This window comes from Flavobacterium faecale, assembly GCF_003076455.1.
GTDB classification, from domain to species: Bacteria; Bacteroidota; Bacteroidia; order Flavobacteriales; family Flavobacteriaceae; genus Flavobacterium; species Flavobacterium faecale.
In genome coordinates, this window is record NZ_CP020918.1 from 656,920 (window position 1) to 677,412 (window position 20,493).

Consider the following 20,493-nt stretch of genomic DNA (forward strand, 5'->3'; position numbering starts at 1 on the left):
ATTAAAGAAAGAAACCGGTGACGCCCTCACCGTTTTCTTAACTTATGTTTCAATTTATCCCATTTTTTAGGGCATATACTGCCAAACCTACTCTTGATTTTAGTTCTAGCTTCAGGCATAAGTTATCTCTATACCCTTCGACAGTTCTTGGACTGCAAAACATTTTTTCGGCTATTTCTTTGTAACTCATTTCCGTTGTTACATACGTCAAGAATTCATTTTCTCTATCAGAAATCTTCACAATAGCTTCTTTTGAATTTTCGCCAATTGAGGCAAATACCATCTTAGAAGCCCAATCTGGGTAGAAAAATCCATTTTCGACCAGCTTCAACAACGCTTTTTCCAATTCGATAGGATGGGTATTTTTTAATAGATAACCATGCGAACCATTCTTTATCATTTTAATAACGCTGTTGTCATCGTCTTGCATACTTAATGCCATAATCAAAACGTTAGGATGATTTTCTTTGAGCCAGGTTGCAGTTTCAAATCCGTCCATAACAGGCATACTTATGTCTAGTAATACAATACTTGGAATAGTGTCTTTGAATTTAAACTTTTCGATCAATTCCTTTCCGTTTTCACATTCGTATATTACTTCAAAATTTTCAAAATTCGAAATGATACTCGTCAGTGCTTTGGCTATTAGAATATGATCATCAACAATGGCTATACTATTTTTCATCTGTAAAAGGTATTTTTAAGGTTACTTTCGTTCCTTCATTTGTACTTATCAAATTAAATTCGGCATTGATGATTTTGGATCTTTTCTTCATGTTATTCAATCCGATTCCGTTTTGATTTATGGCAGTTTTATCAAAACCCACACCATCATCGATTAAACTTAGATTAACAAAATCGCCACTTTGCTTTAAATCCACAAAAATATTTTTGCAATTGGCGTATTTAATGCTGTTTTGAATAAATTCTTGGGTAATCCTGTACAACACTACTTTTATTTCATATGATAAGTTTAGATCATCAACATTCGATTCAAAAAGGACGGTACATTTTTTTAAGACATTAATTTTAATACATTCTTTGGCAATTAAATCATGAATTTTGAGCGTATCAATAGCGTCATCTGTTAATGATTTTGAAAGTTGCCTTAATTCTCCTAATGAATCATTGATGATAGCACTTATGTTCTCTATCTTTTCATTGATATGCGGTGCTTTATTTTCAAACGCCAATTGCTGAGCATACAAGCTAGCTAATGTAAGTTTCTGTCCAATGTTATCATGGATTTCTCTTCCAATGTGCTGCATGGTTTGCGTTTGGATTTCTATTTGTGTTGCTAGCATTTCTTTTTGATGAAGCTCATCTTGACTAACTAGCAATGCTTGATGCTCTATTTTTTTTAATTTATACTGCCGGATAAAAACAAGAATCCCAACAATAAATAATAATAAAAATAGATTGAATAGAATGATTATTAAGATTATTTCACTTTCCCCCATATGTACGAAGCTGCAAATAATAAATACATTACACAATTTGAAAGCATAAAATAAATATAATAGTTATTCCAAATTTCTGGCACTTTCAAAATATAATTGTACAAACCCATAAAGGGCATTGTACCAATATAAAACAAAATAACACCAATATTGATGTAAAACATTTTGTTTTCCTTATAAAAAAGGATAGAATCACTCTTAATTTGCTTGATAAACTCCAGGATTACCATAATTAATAACAAGAAGGCCCCTGTGCTGTTGTTTATGGACTTAAAAACAAACGTGGTATTTGAAAACTGGCTTTCGAGAACAAAAGACCCCAAATACACTACAACAGCGCCATAAAACAACCTATTATTATTTAATGATTTACAAGAAAATAACCAAAAAAAGAAGATAAACTCTACCGGAATCTGAATGTACGACAGATAATTACTAATACTGATATCAGAATTAAACTTGAGATGTTTTGACCCCTATAAAACAAGAGTATTATTCTAAATTTCGATTATTAATTATGCGGTTAATTTTTCCAATAAAATTAGATCTTTATCTTGGTTCCATTTTTCCATTGGTGTAATACGTCCTAATAGCCCATGCAGCCTATTATTGTTATAGAAAATCACATACCTTTTTAATATCTGTTCAATTTCTCCAAAAGTTCTATAATCAACCCTTTGGAACACTTCTTTTTTTAGGATTCCATGATAAGCTTCAATATGTGCATTTTCTTCAGGTGTGGCTACATGTGTAAATTCCTGCTGAACACCTATTATACCTAGGTATTCACGAACACTTTTGGCAATAAATTGACTACCATTATCACTTCTAATAACAACGTTTTCAGGGTATTGGTATTCTAAAAATAAATCAGAAAGGAATGTTATTACTTTGTTCTGTTTTATTGAAAAAGAGAAGTAATCTTTTAAAATTCTACGGGTATGAACGTCTATGATTGATAGTAAGTAGGCATTTTTACCTACACTAGGAATCCAAACCATCTTAATATCCATTTCTATACACTGAAACGGCCTAACAGTAATAACCTTTCTATATTTTACAAACTTACGCCCAGAACCACTCCTGTTTATCCTATTTTCGAGTTTTAACAAGCCTTCTTCTTTCATAATTCGGTAAAGCTTTTTGTGATTAATCTTATATCCATCTCGATGTAAGTAAGAAGTCATTAAGCGGTATCCGCAGTCTATAAACTCATGGCTTAAAATCTCTTTAACCGATGCTATAACAGTTTCTTGACTCACCATTCCCTTGAACTTATTATAAGTAAAGACACTAGGCTTATTACCTTTTTTGCCAAGACTTGGCCTTCGGTAATAGCTGCTTTGATTCATACCTAACATACAAATGACTTTGCTTTTACTGATTTTATGTTTACTACAAATACTATCAACTAAATCTTTCTTGGATCGGACGTCCCAAACTTTTTTTTTAAAAGTTCACGTCCAATTTCTAGTTCAATTTCTTTATTAGCTAATAATTTACGTAGAATTCTGTTCTCTTCCTCTGCTTGCTTTAACTCTTTGCTACGATCGTCATAAGTAACTTTTAAGCCTGCCTCTCCTTGTTTTTCATGCTTCTTCTTCCAACTATACAAACTTCCTGTACTAACACTGTATTTACGACAGGTTTCTACAACGCCTAAATCTTCGCAAGAAGATAAAATTTCCAACTTCTCTTCTAAACTCCATTTCTTGTATTTCATATCTCAAATGTACTATTTGAAATTTAGAATATCACTCTGAACTTATAAGGGGCTAAAATATGAGATAGAAACTTGACATTTCATACACAAAAATATAAACCAGATAAAAAGTAAACCATTTCCAATAGGTCTTCTTTACTCTATTAAAATACAAAACACTGGTAATCATTGCAATAAACTCACAAAAATGAAGGAGATTGATTAAATATTCAGGCTGCTTGTACATGAATGATTGGATTAATAAAACTAATATGCATTCTCTGGTGGTGATAATGTACCATGATTTTGAGCTGCAGCATTTGCAGACATTGCCTTTGCTATTGACTGGATACCATTGGTAGCATTCGAAAATAAATTTATACCAGTACTATAGGTTGCGCTATCTAATGGATTGTAATCGACATTTGTATTTTTAATTTTCAGGGTTGGCACCATGATCAAAGTATGCATTTTCTCGTAATCCTTGGGCGTTTTTTTCAAATCGCGATAGGCTTCCATATCTTCTTTGGCGGGATAACTAGCATAATACATTCTAATACCCAATTGACTGGAAGGGATTGAAGAATCCTTCTCTTTGGTGTTTTGTTCTATTTGTTTAACAAAATTCTTGAGGGTTTCGAGATCAAACCAAATCGATTGTGCATCAGGTTTTTTCAATCCGTTTTCAACAAATTTTAATTGATTTGACTTGTAATTCCCAACCATGTTTTGAATGAGTTGGATCTCCATTTCAGAAATTGGCCCACTTGATTCTTCTTTTACATCTGCATCCTTTGTCGGTATTTTTTCGGGAGTAGCAAAAGGGTTTAAAAATAGGGATGCCCCTAACAAAAATACTAAACCTATAATAATGATTTTCAAATTTTTGGTTGATTTCATAGTTTTAAAATTTAATGGTATTGGTTAATTCAAATAAATATAAACTTTATTTAGCAAAGTAACCTAATGATTATAAATCTATTATAAGTAAAACCACTAAAACCCCTACCGTATAATCACGGTGTTTTTTTAGGTACTTCCCCACCTTATTTTTAGTGGAACGCTCCTAAAACAATCCTCTATTTAGTCTGAATTTTGTAATGTAATAACAGACCAAATTCAAACACAATTCAAAATCACTAACCGAAACATTTAACAATGGAAAAATTAAAAGAGATTATAAAGCCATTTGTCAAACACTTATGGAAATTAATTTTACGCTAACAAAACTACTTCCTTCAAACAAAACTAGCCTTACTACTATTTAGCTTCATGCATAATTTTAATGTAGTAAACACAGGGGGTAACATTTCTAATTATTATATGATCTAATAAAAAACCACTAACCATTAAACACTTTTAACCATGAAAAACTTAAAACTGTACTTATTCCTATTCTTCATAGGAATCTTCATGACCGCAACTGTACCGCTGCTTTTGACAGTACCAATACCTTTGGGACCGGATGGACTTTTACATTAAAAAATAGTTCTGGAGGTACAGCAAAAACTGCCGTTACAGATAATAACGGAAACATCTTTTTCTCTGGAATTGCAGATGGCACGTACACCATTGTGACTACACCTCTAGACCCGTACCTACCGAGCAATCCAACCGGAGGCATAATCACCTTTGCTATCAGCGGAAATACTGTAAAGAACCTAACTTTTTACAATTGTACTAAATAATTTTTTTACCCTCGAAGAAATTTGATTGAGCGGTAAATTAGAAACAAAAAATCTAATTTTTCAGAAAAGCGGTGAGTCAATCACCGCTTTTTGCTATTTTTATAATTCTTAACCAAACCATTTGATTATGAAACCATTATTCCTTCTCTTTTACTTAACTGCTTTTTTTACTTACGCACAACCAAAAGTAAAAGACACCATCACCCGAAGAGCTATCATTGGCTACCTTCAAACAGGAAGTGAAGTCAATTTTAAACCAACACTACCCCCGTTAATTCCGATCTCTGGAGCACCAAAACCTAGTTTCTCCTACTTATGGGAAATGGGTGATGGTACGTATAGCCGAGCGGCAGAACCGCAACATGTATACAAAAACAAAGGCACCTATACCGCCCGATTGGCAGTTACCAACAACTATGACAACGGAAAACCACCTGCTACCAGACCCAAAAAAGTAGTTATCAATGAAATTAGTAGCCCTCCTAATTCGGCAGTTGTATCATTAGATTTGGATGATAATTTTATGCTTCAAAAAAACTGTGACCCCATTCCGAGCGAAGAGATGGTTGTAATAATGAGTTATCAAAATCCTGAAAACTACATGACCAATGGTAAATTGTATTTATTTTATAACGAAACCCAGTTTAAAAATAAAAATTTCGAATTAATAGATTTCCGTACACATGCAGGTGAACGTGAAGTACATGACAACGCCTATGCAATTGCTCAGGAGATCAATGACAGCAATCGTTTTTTGGCATCGAATGAAAACAGCGTTGCGATCAAAAAAAACACCAACCTACTTAATGACATGGATCTAGAGACAACTCTTGCCATAGCAAAAAAAGATTTCCATAATGTCTCCATTTTAGAAATGGATGACCTTAATCCGAATACGCAGCACAACATTTTTTACACTTTTAAAACAACTCCCGAGATGCTCAAAGACACTAGTGCCACTGTCACTATGCGCGGTGTATTTGTACCCAATCGCTCCTACAAAAGCCATAAGGTGAAAAATCTTGAAATGGAGATTGTGACCTCTCACGATCCCAACAAAATGGGTTCTACGGGAAGTTTAATGAATTACCGCTTTGTTCGCTTTAAAAGAGTCAATTTCAAAACCCGCTTTCAAAACAATGGTGAAGGACCCGCCAGAATGATTCGGCTAGAAACAGATATACCTGATATGTTTGACAAAAAAACATTCAAGATTGAAGACATGTATCCCAAATGCCCTATTTGCCCAAAAGATATCGTGCCTACCTATAGCTGTTTGGATACCATTATAAAGCAAAAGCAAATACATTTTACCTTCAAAAATATTTACCTGCCCGGTAGCACTCAAAAAAATGTTCGCGAAAAAGATAGCACCAAAGGCTTTGTGAAATATTCGATGAAGTTTAATAAAGATTTCCATAAAACAACCACCAAAAGCCGAACCGCAATTATCTTTGATAAGAACGATCCAATCTTGACCAATTATGCCACCACACGATTTTCTCCAGGCATATCTATCGGTGCAAAAGCGGGATATAATTACTATCCTGATTTAAAGAAAGCTACAAGTTATTTTTATGGAGCAACGATTTCTCCGTTCAAATCGTACCGCTTTTACTGGCAAGTCGAGTTGCTAAACAGTTTTACCAACTATGAGTCCGAAAGCAGTATCAATGACGAAATTATTCGAAATGCAGCAACCATAGACCAATTGCAACGCACCACAACAACAAGTACAAATAATACGGTAAATCTTGAGATTCCAGTATTAATACGATACAACATCAACAACTTTGTAGGTATTGGAGCCGGTTTGCAAGTCAACGGAAACCTATCTGAAAAACAGCAATTAACTTCGACTATAGATTTGTATGAAGATCAAAAGCCAGACTTTTTATTTAGCACAAAAGAAGAAACAAGTGCTAGATCTGAAAGCTTTACAAATTTAAAAGCAGGATTATTATTTGACCTTACCGTAGGCGCAGCTCGCATAGGACCGAGTCTAGGTGCACGATATGTGGTTAATTTTAAGGAATCATTTAATTATTTACAGTTCTATGGAATTTGGAAATTTTAGTTTTTATCGAAAAAGCTATTTATCAACAGGTTGTCAACCGAATCAAAAACTATGAAAAAGCTATATCTAATTTTTCTTTCGCTCGTTTATATGGGTGCGTGGGCACAAGCAAATCCAACCACCGAAGATAAAATAAACACTGCCATAGATCGATTTGTCGCAAATCCAAACGACGAAAGTCTTGCCATTCTTAGCTCTTTCGAAAAAAATACAGAACCAAAAATCAACAAATCAGACCGTGCTGCATTGCTCGCTTATGTAATTCTAAACTGCAACAAAGCCTATTATGAAGACCAATTTGAACAAACAAACCATGCGGTCGAAAGTTATGAAAAAGCATGGAAGATTTACCAATCCAATCACTTGCAAAACTACGACATAATTGAATATTGCCTCAAGCCACTGGGCAACCTCTATACTATTCTTGGCGATTACACCAATGCAGAGAACATTATTAAACAATATTATGATCTGGCAACACAAGACAAAAAAAATCCCGAAGCTGCAGCGCAAAAATATGCAGCTATATTAAACTTGTCCATTGTTTACCAATGCTCTGGAAGGTACTACCATGCAATTGACTTGCTCGAAAAAACAATAAAAGCTACAGTTCTTACCAATGCTCAAAAAGGAAACCTACTCAACAACTTGGGGACTAATTATTATTTATCTACCAAAGGCAAAGTAGTGAATTATGAGACTTTTCAAAAAGCAGAAAAAGCTTTTTTACGCTCCATCACTTTATTACAAAAAGATGAATCACAGCAAGAAGCAATCTATCATACCTACCTTAACTTAAGTCAATTTAACCGCGACCGCACTGATCTAAAGGCAGCAACTGTTTATTTTGAAAAAGCCAAAAAGATATTCGAAAAACTACCTCATAAAAAACCAAGGCAAGAAGCCCTATTTCAATTAGAAAACGCCTCCTTTTTACTCCAACAAGATGCACTGCCAGAAGCACAACTTGCAATAGAATCGGTCTTTAAAAAACTATTACCCAACTATTCAAGTTTAAAAAGTAGTCTACCCAACGAAACTGACCTGTACGCCGAAACTGCACTTTTGGATGCCTTGGACTTGCAAGCTAACCTTTATCAATTACAAAATCAACCCAAAAAAGCACTAGCTGCTTATGTTCTTGCCTTCCATATTGAAGAATTATTTCAGTCGTTACTCGTTTATGAAAATTCGAAAATAATCGTACAAATCCGCAATCGAAAACGCACCGAAAAATGTATCGAAATCTATCAGTCTCTTTTTAACAAAGAGCACAAAAACACCTATCTAGAACAGGCATTTCAACTTGCCGAAAAAACTAAATCGATTGTTTTGAAGGAGCATTTGTATCAAGATAAAAATAGATCTCGAAAAGAAAAACTCATCCTAGAGCAACTACAAAACTGGAATACAACCATTACCAAAGAACAACAAAAAGGTGACACAGCTCGTGTTGCAATCATTAGCAATGCTATCAAAAAACAGAATGAATTGATGTTGGCCTTGAAAGAAATTCAAAAACCAGCGCAAAAAGATCCCGAAACAGCGATAAATATTAATGAATTGTACACCAAACTTGATACCGATAATGCCGTTTTGGTAACCTACTTTTATGGTGATGAAAATCTTTACTCCTTTACATTTTCAGATCATCATTTGTATCTCAATGCTATATATGTAGCCCACACAACTGGACCACTCATTTATTCTTTTATAACTTATTTTTCAAACCCGCAAGAAATAACAAACAACCCTCTTGATTATAACCGAAGTGGAAACGCCGTTTACAAAAGACTAAAACTCCCAAAACCCTCGTCGCGCAAAAACCTCATCTTGATTCCTGACGGCCTATTAAACTTTTTACCATTTGAAGCTTTGATCACCTCAGCAACTACGACTACCAATTTTGCCAAAATGAACTACTTGCTTAATGATTTTCAAGTAGGATACAATAATTCTGTCCATTTTTATCTAAAGGATATCACCATCGCAAAACCTAAAAAAAATGTGCTTGGTATCTTTCCTATTTTCGAAAAAACAGACTATGCCTTGGACTTTTCGAAAAACGAAATGCAATCCATTAAAAACAAATTTGACGGACTCTTTTTCGAAAAAGATAAAGCTACGTTTGAAAATTTTAAATCGAATGCAGCTCGCTATTCCATTTTGCATTTGTCTACGCATGCCAGTGCGGGAGATACCGAAACGCCTGCAAGCATTAAATTTTTCGATCAAGAAATTCTGTACTCCGAGTTATATAATCTGGAAATAAATCCTGATTTGGTTGTTTTGAGTGCTTGCGAAACAGGAATTGGAAAACTCTACAAATCGGAAGGTGCTATGAGCATTTCACGAGGTTTTCAATTTGCGGGAGCAAAAAACCTACTGTTTTCGTTATGGAAAGTAAATGATTTTACCACCTCTGTTTTTATGGACTATTTTTACCAATTTTCGAAAAAAGGAATGTCCTACATGTCCGCTAATCACAGAGCCAAATTAGAATTCCTAGCAGACAAAACGATTCCGAATGCAAAAAAATCACCTTATTACTGGAGTGCATTTGTGTACTACGGCAACTGCAATGCTGGAGAAGAAGCTTTCAACTATACTTTTTACTTTTTGGGTTTTATAACTGTATTTGCCTTACTTTTGGCTTTCATTGGTTTTAAGAAATGGAAAAATTACAAGAAATCCTGAAAAAGGAGAAATACAAAAAAATAAAATTTAAGGTTACCAAAACACAACATTTGCTTATCAAAGCAAAAATCAATGGTGTTAAGGGCGACTTTATACTAGACACAGGTGCTTCCAACAGTTGTATTGGTTTTGAAAGCGTTGCTTTTTTTCAGTTACACGCTCAAGATTCAAAAACCAAAGCGTCTGGTGCGGGAGCTACAGGCATGCTCACACAAAGCGCAGGCAACAACAAAGTGCAATTGGGTGTGTGGAAAGCTAAAGTAGATCTTGTAATATTTGATTTGTCACACGTTAACGAAGCCTTAGTCCAACACAAAACCAAAGCTGTCCATGGTATTATAGGCGCCGATATTTTGCTAAAAGGCAAAGCTATTATTGACTACTATAATCATTGCTTGTATTTGCAATAAATGTAGATTGGTTATTTATTTGTAGTTTGTACTACCTTTTTAATACCAATTAAACCTTTGTCTCTTGCGCTGTATTTGAGACTAACGAGCTATTTTTTTTAAGCGAAAAATAAGCAACAAATCCACTAATCATCATCAAAAAGCCGCCTAAGATAAAGGGCATACCAGCAAACTGAAAAGGAGCTCCTTTGTGGGTGAAGTAATAAAATAAACTAGACATTACAGGCGGCCCAATAATGGTTGCCGCACTCATTAAACTTGCTATAGTTCCCTGAATCTCTCCTTGCTCGGTAGGCAGCACATGTCCTGTAATTATTGCTCTTATTGCTGGTCCTGCAATTCCTGCTACACAATATGGAATCAAAAATAAGAACATCATCCAACTCTCTGATGCAAAAGCAAACAAGAACATTCCGATGGTGTACAAGCTCATGCCCACATAAATGCTTTTCTCATTTCCAAGTCTTGGACTTGTCCAACGTATTAAACCTCCTTGCACAAGACTGACCAAAATCCCAACTACACCGAGCGAAATACCAACCATCTTCTCGTCCCAACTGAATTTGTACATCGTAAAATAACTCCAGTTGCTTTCTACTGCGTGTGCCGCTACATAGATTAGAAACATGGCAAACATAAGTCCATATAGCGACGGATACTTTTTCAAATTCAAGAAAGCACCTATGGGATTGGCTCTTTTAAGGTTTACACCTCTTCGGTTTTCTTGAGACAGTGATTCTGGCAAAATAAAATAACCGTACAAAAAGTTGAGCATACATAATATAGCCGCAGCATAAAACGGAATTCGAGAACCGAATTGGCCCAAGATTCCACCCATCACGGGCCCGATGATAAATCCTAGTCCAAAGGCGACTCCAATCATTCCGAAGTTTTTAGCTCTATTTTCAGGTGTACTTATATCGGCAATGTAAGCCGAAGCGGTAGAAATACTAGCACCTGTAATTCCGGCTATAACCCTACCTATAAACAACCAAGTGATTGTAGGGGCAAAAGCAAGAAGTATATAATCTAGTGAGAAAGCAAAAAGCGAGATCAAAATTATGGGTCTTCTTCCAAATTTATCACTCAAATTACCTATTAAGGGTGCAAACATAAATTGCGTAATCGCATAAGCAAAGGTGAGCCAGCCACCATATTTTGCAGCTTCACTAATATCTCCTTGTATTAGCTCCTCAATAAGCTTAGGAATCACGGGAATAATGATTCCCCAACCCGTAATATCAATAAGCATGGTTATAAAGATAAAACCAACAGCCGCTTGCTTTTTATTTGATTCCATAATACATTAATTAGTACCGCAAATAAACAAAAAATCCGTTTAGAAACTCTAAACGGATTTTTTATAATTTATCAAAACTGCTATATTACAATTCAAATGCTCTTTTAGGATTCCCAACATAGTTCCCAACATTTACCACTCCAAAAACACCATTCCAAAGCCACAAACGATGATGGAAATCCCACTGAATAATTCAATGTATTTTTCGAATCCTTTGTAATCGATAAAACGAGAACCAAAAAAACCCATCAAAACCATAAACATCATGGTAAAAACAGTAGTGAAAGTATATAAAAAGATCAACATCCCAACTTCTGAAAAGGTATAATTAATGGCCGGATAAATGATTAGTGGAATCATTGGTTCGCTTGGTCCAAGAGCAAAAATAAAAAACATCACCCAAGGTGTTACTTTATAACGTTTGTTACCCGCAATGCTTTGTCCGTGTTTGTGTTCAAAAACATAAATATCACCTTCATCCGAAGTGTCAAAATGTTTGTGGGTTTTATTATTTTTCAGATTAATCAAGGCATAAATCACGTAACCGATTCCAAAAAGCAGTAAAAACCAAGAAGCGTAGCCTCCACGAATCTCTTCGATATGGAAGACTTTGGTCACTGTCCAACCCAGAAATATTCCGATTACACCAAGGACAACCGAACTTAATACATGAGCAAAACCGCATAAAAATGTCCACAAAAGTGTCTTTTTCAAACTCCATTGTTTGGATCTTGACAGGACAATAAAAGGCAAATAATGATCTGGCCCGCTCAAAGTATGAATCGCACTAATGGATAAAACCGTAAAACAAAGTAAATTAAAGTCGACCATTTTTTATAATCTGAGTTAATTGTTTCATTAGAGTTAATAATTTCTCGGCCTTAAAGTCTAATATTTTAATAGACAAACCATTGGTTGCGGTTTCAGAAATACCAAACGTACATTGTTTATCTTCTAAAAACGAATCCAATTGTTTTTTTAAATCTGGAATATCACAAGCATCATCAATGTAAACTAAACTAAGTTGATGTGTAAATCCTTCATATTGTCCAATATTAAGTGGGTTTCGCTTGGTTGGATTTAAAAATAAATTTTCGAAATAAACGAGTTTTTCCTCTTGGATGATTTTAGTCAAACTTTGAAACTGGGTAAACTGAAAAATTTCGTCTTTTAATTTTCGACCACAAGTGAAAATTTCGCCCCAAACAACAGCAGCATTTTTTTCTAAATGAATGGTATTTACACTTTTAAAATTGGAATCTTTATGAGGCACAGTAGGTTGTGGCAAATAGGATAGAAAAGCATTTTCCTTAACCACAACATTCGTTTTTTGAACCGCGCTGTTTTCCATGGTAAACAACCTTTGAAAAGACTGTGTAGTCATCTCTACTTGGCAGTTCTCGGCAATCAAATAATCAAAACTCAATTCGTCATTATCCAAAACGCCGGGAGAAGAACTCATCAACATCAATTCTAACAGCGGATTCTTCTTGTCTTCTCTCACCTCAACCACTTTAAAAGGTGTCAAACAAAAAACAGATTTCAATTCCGTTATGCCTCGTTTTTCAACTGATTCTATAGTAACCTTTGAAATCATCGGTGCAAATTTGGTTCTACTACATTTTCTAAAAGAGCGTATTTTTGAATCCAACCAATTACATCATCCAAGCCATCTCTCTTCATCAAATTGGTAAAAACAAACGGTCTTCCGTTACGCATTTTTCGGGCATCGCGCTCCATTACTCCCAAATCGGCGTTCACATACGGCGCCAAATCGATTTTGTTAATCATCAACAAATCACTTCGGGTAATTCCGGGACCCCCTTTTCTAGGGATTTTTTCGCCTTGCGCGACATCAATTACAAAGATGGTTAAGTCGGCCAAATCAGGACTAAAGGTAGCCGACAGATTATCACCCCCACTTTCGATAAAAATAATTTCGATATCGGCAAAACGTTCGGCCATTTCTTCCACGGCTTCGAGATTCATACTTGCGTCCTCACGAATAGCAGTATGCGGACAACCTCCCGTTTCGACTCCGATAATTCGTTCTTTGGGTAACAAACTATTTTTGGTCAGAAACTCGGCGTCTTCTTGTGTGTAAATGTCATTGGTAATTACGCCCAATGAATATTGAGAAGCAAGTTCTCGTGTCAACTTTTCGATAAGAGCTGTTTTTCCTGAACCGACTGGTCCGGCTACTCCTATTTTTATATATTTTCTGCTCATTTTTTTAATTTAAGACATGTATAATCTAGAATATAAATTTTCGTGCTCCATCGCTCTAATGTCAAAAGCCGCCGAACTGCACCCTAATAAATCCATATCGGGCTGCATTGCTTTTTGTGCCAATTGTGCCAAACTAGGTAACAATTTAAACAATAGTAATTGCCCTGAATCCTGACTTAGCGGAATCAGTTTGACTGCATTGGTAATGTATCCTATGGTCACATTATAGAAAAAACCTTCAAGTGCTTCTTTCTTTTCAATTTTTAGTTCGAAAGCATAAATGGCATACAAAATACAGTAATTACCATGAAGCTCTTTGTTTTTTATGGCTAAAGCAACTTTTTGGGTAAAATCGGTTTGAATTAAAGGGTTGAATATTTTCTGTAAACGAACCCCCAATTTTTGGCTAGCCGTTCTTATCTCTTTTGGTAATTTGGACGCATTGCACAATGCATCCATTTCGATTATTTGTTGCCAATTTCCGTTTTTGCAGGCATCATAAACCAAACTGATGAAAGAAGCTTCGTTGTACAGGACACTATGATGTAGCATTTCGTTCAAAAACATTTCTACCTCATCTGTTGATTTCACAATCTCTTTTTGGGTATAAGTCTCTAGCCCATACGAATGTGAAAAACCTCCAATAGGCAAAGTAGGATCTGAAAGGTGCAGTAAATTCAATAATGAATTGGTCATTATTTTTGAGTTAGATTCATAATTTTAGAAAACAAACTATCACTTTCTACATGAGGAGCGACAGAGGTTTTGAGCGGAGTCAGCAAGGCTCTTTCTTCTTGACGAATTTCGAATCCCATGGCTAGTAATTGTCGGAACAATGGTTTTTCAAAAGGAACCAAAAGCGCATCATTGTCATAAAACAAAGGCAAATGTTTGTTACCAATTTCATAACAAATTGATGCGGTTTCAAAATTGTTTTTGGGTACAATTACCAAACAATCGCAAGGAAGGATATTGATTACATAATTGTTGTCTTCATCTTGAAATAGAATATCTCCGTGTTTCAAATTCGGGTTTTCATTTAGAAACTTTAGTTGAAACTCCTTACCATCTCTGGCACGTTTATGCTGAATTCTTTTACTCGATTCGAACCATTCAATATCTACCGCAACAGAAATTCTTTCTTTGGGGCAACTATTTTCTGGTTTAATTTTTTCTGTAATAATCATCTAAAATAAAAAATAACGTTGTGCCATGGGAAGTTCTGACAAAGGTTCACAAGTAATATGTACTCCATCTACACTTACTTTGTAATTCTCTGGATTGACTTCGATGTTTGGCGTTTTATCGTTGTGTATTAAATCTTTTTTACCAATGTTTCTGCAATTTTCAACTGGCAAAATCATTTTATTCAATTGGTACTTTTCAATGGTTTTATTTTCGATCGAAATTTTCGAAACAAAAGTCACACAGGTTTTGTGCAATGCTTTTCCATAAGCTCCAAACATCGGGCGATAAATTACGGGTTGCGGAGTTGGGATAGAAGCATTTGGATCTCCCATTCTTCCTGCGATGATCATTCCACCTTTGATGATTAATTCTGGTTTTACCCCAAATAAAGCAGGTTTCCACAATACTAAATCAGCCAGTTTTCCAGCTTCGATAGAACCTACATGTTTTGAAATTCCGTGTGAAATTGCAGGGTTGATAGTGTATTTAGCGATATAACGTTTCACTCTAAAGTTATCGTTTTGATTGGCTTCGTCTTCCTCAAGAAATCCACGTTGAATTTTATTTTTATGAGCCGTTTGCCAAGTTCTAATTACTACTTCACTCACCCTTCCCATAGCTTGAGAATCACTACTCATCATACTAAAGACTCCCATATCGTGCAAAATATCTTCGGCAGCAATGGTTTCTGGTCGAATTCTAGAATCGGCAAAAGCTACGTCTTCGGGCACCGATTTGTCCAAATGATGACACACCATAAGCATATCCAAATGTTCATCAATTGTATTAATAGTAAACGGTCGGGTTGGGTTGGTACTTGATGGCAACACATTTGGGTACATGGCCGATTTTATAATATCGGGAGCATGACCACCACCAGCACCTTCGGTATGGAAAGTATGAATTACTCTTCCGTCGATGGCATTGATTGTATCTTCTAGAAATCCGCTTTCATTAAGTGTATCTGTATGTATCGCAACTTGAATATCGTATTCATCAGCAATTTTCAACGAAGCATCAATCGTCGCAGGTGTTGCTCCCCAATCTTCATGGATTTTTAACCCCAACGCTCCTGCTTCGATTTGTTCTACCAAAGGAGCTGTTGTGGAACAGTTTCCTTTTCCGAAAAAACCTAAATTCATTGGGAAAGCTTCGGCACTTTCGAGCATTTTTTGAATATTCCAAGCGCCCGGAGTTACCGTTGTAGCGTTGGTTCCGTCAGCAGGACCAGTACCACCACCAATCATGGTTGTGACACCACTATATAAAGCATGGTCGATTTGTTGTGGACAGATAAAATGAATATGCGTATCAATTCCTCCCGCGGTAACAATCATTCCAGCTCCCGAATGCACTTCGGTAGAAGCACCAATAATCATGTTTTCGGAAATTCCGTCCATAGTGTCTGGATTTCCAGCTCTACCTACACCTACAATTTTTCCGTCTTTGATTCCGATATCTCCTTTTACAATTCCCCAATGATCGATCACGATACAATTGGTGATTACAAAGTCCAACACCCCTTCATGACGCATTGCTCGTGCAGATTGTGCCATACCATCGCGAATGGTTTTCCCTCCACCAAATTTGGATTCTTCGCCATAAACAGCAAAATCCTTTTCGATTTCGATAAACAATTCAGTATCGGCCAATCTTACTTTATCTCCAACTGTTGGGCCAAACATGTTGGCATATTTTATTCTATTAATTTCCATGCTCTTTGAGTATCCTTTATTTTAGAAATTCTTTTAGTTTTTGTTCAATACTGTCACGATTAGCATCTGTGATGGTTGTATCTACTAAATTATTAAAACCATAAACGGTTTTGTCACCACTCATTTCTACTAGTTCTACTTCTTTTTCTTCACCTGGTTCAAATCGCACCGCCGTTCCAGCTGCAATATTCAATCGCATTCCTAAGGTTGGCATTCGATCAAAACTCATTTGTTTGTTCACTTCAAAAAAATGATAATGCGAACCTATTTGTACAGGACGATCACCTTTATTAATCACTTCAATAGAAATAGTTCTTTTGTTGACATTAATTCCTATTGGTTCTGTTCTAAGTATGTATTCACCTGGTATCATTTGATAGGATTATGTACGGTTACTAATTTGGTTCCATCAGGAAAAGTGGCTTCTATTTGTATATCATGTATCATTTCTGGAATTCCTTCCATTACATCTTCCCTAGTTAGGATGGTCGTTCCGTACTGCATCAGCTCGGCAACGGTCTTTCCGTCACGAACAGCTTCTAATAAGTCTGCACTTATTAATGCTATAGCTTCGGGATAATTCAATTTCAAACCTCTATTTTTTCTTTTAAGAGCAACTTCTCCAGCAGTATAGAGAAGTAATTTTTCGATTTCTTTCGGATTCAGGTGCATATTTGATAGTATTATTATACAAACATAAAGTAATTATTACATGAATTAAGAATGAAAACCTAATCATTTTTCAAAAAATAGCAGATTATACTTATTTATCAAAAAAGTATAAAATTAAAAATTAAATCGAAAAATTGAGGGGTGTACTTTTATAAATATGATAAAACTTACTTATTACCCCATCAAACTTAGGGGTCAGATTGAAAAAATATATACTTTTGAGAAATAATTAACAATTTAATACTCATAATTATGAAAAAATTAATTTTAGGATTTACAGCATTAGTGCTTATAACATCATGTAAAAAAAAGGACGACTCAGCAGCCACTACAGATGCTGTAAAAGTTGGTGTATTGCACTCTTTATCTGGGACAATGGCTATTTCGGAAACAGATTGTAAAAATGCAACCTTGTTAGCTATTGAAGAAATTAATGCTGCAGGCGGTGTTTTGGGTAAACAAATTGAACCTATAACTGAAGACGGTGCCTCTGACTGGCCTAATTTTACTGAAAAAGCAACCAAATTAATTGATCAAGACGAAGTGAAAGCCGTTTTTGGATGTTGGACCTCTTCTAGTAGAAAAGCAGTACTTCCTGTTTTTGAATCAAAAAACAATCTTTTATTCTATCCAGTACAATATGAAGGAATGGAAGCTTCGAAAAATGTAATCTATACAGGAGCAGCTCCCAACCAACAAATACTCCCCGCAGTTGACTATTTAATAAAAGAAGGGAAAAAGAAATTTTTCTTAGTAGGATCTGATTACGTATTTCCAAGAACAGCTAATAAAATAATCAAAGCTAAATTAGAATTAGCAGGATATCAAATTGTTGGTGAAGAATATGCTCCTCTAGGACATACCGACTTTACTTCAATCGTTCAAAAAATTAAAAGTTCTGGTGCTGATGCAGTATTAAACACTATTAATGGTGATAGTAACATTGGTTTCTTCAAACAAATGAAATCTAACGGACTTGTTGCTCCAGCCGTAACTTGTATGTCTTTCTCCATTGCTGAGGTTGAACTAAAAGGTATTGGACTCGACATTATGGAAGGACAATTAACCGCTTGGAATTATTTTATGAGTATGCCAGGTGCGGCTAACGAAAAATTCATCAAAGCATATCAAGCAAAATATGGTGCTGACAAAGTTACTGATGACCCAATCGAAGCAGCTTATTTTGGAGTATACCTATGGAAGGCAGCAGTAGAAAAAGCAAATTCATTTGAACCAGCAGATGTTCAAAAAGCAATTGGTGGTATTAGCTTTGACGCACCAGAAGGAAAAGTCTCTATCGATCCAATCACTAACCATACTGTTAAAAACTTCATGATTGGAAAAGCAAATAGTAAAGGACAATTTGACATTGTATACCAATCAGAAGGAATGATCAAGGCAGATCCTTTTCCTAGTATCGCAACGGACAAAAAGGTCATTGCTCCAGGAGTAATTAAATAAATCTAATGTAAGGCAAGTCGATTAACTTGTACCTAAAGCACTTTTTAATCGGCTAATTAAAAAAATCATCTACATTCACTAAACAAAAGCTTATGAAAAAAATTGTTTTCACAGTAGTTATGGGGCTTATATCAAGCCTTATATTCGCCCAAGATTCAGGCAAATTTGACTTAACCGCATCTCTTCATAATCAATGGTACTGGAGAGGTTATGCAGTAGGCCCAGACCCAATTATAGCCGCACAAGCAAGTTTTAGATATAAAGGATTAGAAGTTGGAACTTGGAACGGATATGGATTGGCCGGAATATGGAAAGATGTAGATCTGTATGTGTCCTACACTACCAAAGGCGGCTTAAGCATTGCACTTTGGGATATCTACAATTATAGCGATTATTCTGCTTCACCAAGTTATGCAGGGTACGGTAATCATACTCAGTCGAATTATTTTAACTATGGCACAGGAACAAGACACTTCTTTGATTTATCAGTTGCATATACATTACCAAACACTAATCTAAATTTATTTCTTTCAAGTATAATTGCCGGTAGAGATAGGAATGCAGATAAATCACAACGATATTCATCTTACTTCAAAGCTTCTTATGACTTCACAGTTAATGAAAATGTAACAGTAACACCTTACATGTCTGTTGGCTTTGCTCTAAATAGTGATAATAACGGAACCTTTTGGCAATGGACAGATAAAGCAGTTGCAGATGCAAAAAGTTTTGGTGTAAATGAAATTGGTATAAATATAAGTAAGCCAGTAAAAATAACAGATACATATAGTGTCAAAGCGAATGCTGGAGTTGTAGCCAGTCCACTTAACCATACCATGACAGGATTGTTAGGAGTAACATTATTTTAATTTCAATATATAAAGCCAACTACAGAATAGTTCAAATTAATTATTCTGTAGGCTTTTAAAATAAAACCTTTAAACATGGACTTTATACCATTTATATTCAACGGACTAAGCATTAGCTCCATTTTACTACTAACCGCAATAGGACTTAGTATTGTTTTTGGAATGATGGGTGTAATTAATTTTGCCCATGGGGAATTCATCATGATTGGTTGCTACAGCAGCTACATTGTAAGCCTTGCATTAGGAAGCGAAGGATCTTGGCTAACTTTATTTTTTGCCTTTATCATTTCATTTGTACTCTCATTTGGAATTGGCTTTCTGGTCGAAAAATTTATTATTAAACGATTATATGCTCGACCCCTAGACAGTATTTTGGCAACCTGGGGTGTGAGTTTGATTTTACAACAATTAGCACGAAATATTTTTGGTTCTAATAACGTAGATGCACCAATGCCAAAGATATTAAACGAAGGATGGAAAATAAACGATGCAATCACCCTTCCCTACAATCGAATATTAATTATTTTCATCTCTATATCCATTTGTCTTTTTGTCTATTACTTCATGTACAAAACTCCTAAAGGAAGAATTCTACAATCGGTAATGCAAAATCGCTCTATGGCATCATGTATTGGTATCAATACAAAAAAAGCAGATTCATTTACCTTTTCATTTGGATGTGGACTTGCAGGAATCGCTGGTATTTGCATCTCGATGTTGGGATCAATTGGGCCATCGACCGGTCAAAACTACATTATTGACACCTTCTTGGTAGTAATTTTAGGTGGAATTGGAGGATTACGAGGTTCTATTCTTGGTGCCTTATTAATCGGAATGTGTAATCCATTTATCGAATATTATACAACCTCTAGTATGGCGAAAGTTATCATATTGGTAATGGTATTGGTCACTTTACAATACAAACCACAAGGATTATCTCCAATGAAAGATAGAACTATTGATTAATTTATTCAATTACTAAAATGAAACAGAAAACAATATATACCTTAATAATACTATCACTC

The 20,493-nt window shown here is 35.3% G+C and carries 21 protein-coding genes; 7 read left to right on the forward strand and 14 right to left on the reverse strand.

Going from position 1 to position 20,493, the window contains the following annotated elements; genetic code table 11:
• Positions 1-49: 49 nt before the first annotated feature.
• From FFWV33_RS02920 to FFWV33_RS02945, 5 genes are all read right to left on the reverse strand, one after another.
• Positions 50-685, reverse strand: a complete 636-nt coding sequence (locus FFWV33_RS02920; RefSeq protein ID WP_108739518.1) for a response regulator — start codon at positions 683-685, stop codon at positions 50-52.
• Positions 675-1,304, reverse strand: coding sequence for a sensor histidine kinase (locus FFWV33_RS02925; protein ID WP_245891639.1), 630 nt, complete (start codon positions 1,302-1,304; stop codon positions 675-677). The genes FFWV33_RS02920 and FFWV33_RS02925 overlap by 11 nt, the downstream gene beginning before the upstream one ends.
• A gap of 671 nt (positions 1,305-1,975) precedes the next feature.
• Positions 1,976-2,821: an IS3 family transposase gene (locus FFWV33_RS02935; RefSeq protein ID WP_245891521.1), complete on the reverse strand. Its 846-nt coding sequence runs from the start codon at positions 2,819-2,821 to the stop codon at positions 1,976-1,978.
• Between the two features lie 50 nt (positions 2,822-2,871).
• Positions 2,872-3,183: a transposase gene (locus FFWV33_RS02940; protein ID WP_108739487.1), complete on the reverse strand. Its 312-nt coding sequence runs from the start codon at positions 3,181-3,183 to the stop codon at positions 2,872-2,874.
• Between the two features lie 246 nt (positions 3,184-3,429).
• Positions 3,430-4,062 carry a hypothetical protein gene (locus tag FFWV33_RS02945; protein WP_108739521.1) on the reverse strand — a complete coding sequence of 211 codons (633 nt, stop codon included), beginning with the start codon at positions 4,060-4,062 and terminating at the stop codon, positions 3,430-3,432.
• A gap of 494 nt (positions 4,063-4,556) precedes the next feature.
• Between FFWV33_RS02945 and FFWV33_RS19725 the strand changes: the two genes are divergently transcribed.
• The 4 genes from FFWV33_RS19725 to FFWV33_RS02965 all read left to right on the forward strand — a co-directional run bounded on the left by FFWV33_RS19725 (position 4,557) and on the right by FFWV33_RS02965 (position 10,034).
• The gene (locus tag FFWV33_RS19725; protein WP_425433143.1) at positions 4,557-4,850 is read left to right on the forward strand and encodes a prealbumin-like fold domain-containing protein; all 294 of its coding nucleotides are present in this window, start codon (positions 4,557-4,559) and stop codon (positions 4,848-4,850) included.
• Between the two features lie 127 nt (positions 4,851-4,977).
• Positions 4,978-6,927, forward strand: coding sequence for a PKD domain-containing protein (locus FFWV33_RS02955; protein WP_108739523.1), 1,950 nt, complete (start codon positions 4,978-4,980; stop codon positions 6,925-6,927).
• A gap of 51 nt (positions 6,928-6,978) precedes the next feature.
• Positions 6,979-9,624 carry a CHAT domain-containing protein gene (locus tag FFWV33_RS02960; RefSeq protein WP_108742436.1) on the forward strand — a complete coding sequence of 882 codons (2,646 nt, stop codon included), beginning with the start codon at positions 6,979-6,981 and terminating at the stop codon, positions 9,622-9,624.
• A complete protein-coding gene (locus FFWV33_RS02965) occupies positions 9,600-10,034 on the forward strand; it encodes a retropepsin-like aspartic protease (protein ID WP_108739524.1) in 435 nt (144 codons plus the stop codon). The genes FFWV33_RS02960 and FFWV33_RS02965 overlap by 25 nt, the downstream gene beginning before the upstream one ends.
• Before the next feature lie 49 nt (positions 10,035-10,083).
• Here the strand turns inward: FFWV33_RS02965 and FFWV33_RS02970 are convergent, their stop codons facing one another.
• The 9 genes from FFWV33_RS02970 to ureA all read right to left on the reverse strand — a co-directional run bounded on the left by FFWV33_RS02970 (position 10,084) and on the right by ureA (position 17,138).
• The gene (locus tag FFWV33_RS02970; protein WP_108739525.1) at positions 10,084-11,334 is read right to left on the reverse strand and encodes a TCR/Tet family MFS transporter; all 1,251 of its coding nucleotides are present in this window, start codon (positions 11,332-11,334) and stop codon (positions 10,084-10,086) included.
• A 132-nt stretch (positions 11,335-11,466) separates the two neighbouring features.
• Positions 11,467-12,165 carry a hypothetical protein gene (locus FFWV33_RS02975; RefSeq protein WP_108739526.1) on the reverse strand — a complete coding sequence of 233 codons (699 nt, stop codon included), beginning with the start codon at positions 12,163-12,165 and terminating at the stop codon, positions 11,467-11,469.
• Positions 12,152-12,931: an urease accessory protein UreD gene (locus tag FFWV33_RS02980; RefSeq protein ID WP_108739527.1), complete on the reverse strand. Its 780-nt coding sequence runs from the start codon at positions 12,929-12,931 to the stop codon at positions 12,152-12,154. Before FFWV33_RS02980 ends, FFWV33_RS02975 begins: the two co-directional genes overlap by 14 nt.
• Entirely contained in the window at positions 12,928-13,563 is a 636-nt protein-coding gene (gene ureG, locus FFWV33_RS02985) for an urease accessory protein UreG (RefSeq protein WP_108739528.1), read from the reverse strand. Before ureG ends, FFWV33_RS02980 begins: the two co-directional genes overlap by 4 nt.
• A 9-nt stretch (positions 13,564-13,572) precedes the next feature.
• Entirely contained in the window at positions 13,573-14,259 is a 687-nt protein-coding gene (locus FFWV33_RS02990; RefSeq protein WP_108739529.1) for an urease accessory protein UreF, read from the reverse strand.
• Complete coding sequence (locus FFWV33_RS02995; RefSeq protein WP_108739530.1) at positions 14,259-14,750, reverse strand: urease accessory protein UreE; 492 nt, start codon at positions 14,748-14,750, stop codon at positions 14,259-14,261. The genes FFWV33_RS02990 and FFWV33_RS02995 overlap by 1 nt, the downstream gene beginning before the upstream one ends.
• Entirely contained in the window at positions 14,751-16,466 is a 1,716-nt protein-coding gene (ureC, locus tag FFWV33_RS03000; RefSeq protein ID WP_108739531.1) for an urease subunit alpha, read from the reverse strand.
• Between the two features lie 16 nt (positions 16,467-16,482).
• Positions 16,483-16,839: an urease subunit beta gene (ureB, locus tag FFWV33_RS03005; protein ID WP_108739532.1), complete on the reverse strand. Its 357-nt coding sequence runs from the start codon at positions 16,837-16,839 to the stop codon at positions 16,483-16,485.
• Complete coding sequence (gene ureA, locus FFWV33_RS03010) at positions 16,836-17,138, reverse strand: urease subunit gamma (RefSeq protein ID WP_108739533.1); 303 nt, start codon at positions 17,136-17,138, stop codon at positions 16,836-16,838. Before ureA ends, ureB begins: the two co-directional genes overlap by 4 nt.
• Before the next feature lie 252 nt (positions 17,139-17,390).
• Here ureA and urtA point away from each other — a divergent pair, with 252 nt between their 5' ends.
• From urtA to urtB, 3 genes are all read left to right on the forward strand, one after another.
• Entirely contained in the window at positions 17,391-18,599 is a 1,209-nt protein-coding gene (urtA, locus tag FFWV33_RS03015) for an urea ABC transporter substrate-binding protein (protein ID WP_108739534.1), read from the forward strand.
• Between the two features lie 92 nt (positions 18,600-18,691).
• Positions 18,692-19,468 carry a hypothetical protein gene (locus tag FFWV33_RS03020; RefSeq protein WP_108739535.1) on the forward strand — a complete coding sequence of 259 codons (777 nt, stop codon included), beginning with the start codon at positions 18,692-18,694 and terminating at the stop codon, positions 19,466-19,468.
• Between the two features lie 75 nt (positions 19,469-19,543).
• Complete coding sequence (gene urtB, locus FFWV33_RS03025) at positions 19,544-20,434, forward strand: urea ABC transporter permease subunit UrtB (RefSeq protein WP_108739536.1); 891 nt, start codon at positions 19,544-19,546, stop codon at positions 20,432-20,434.
• The last annotated feature ends 59 nt before the right edge of the window (positions 20,435-20,493 follow it).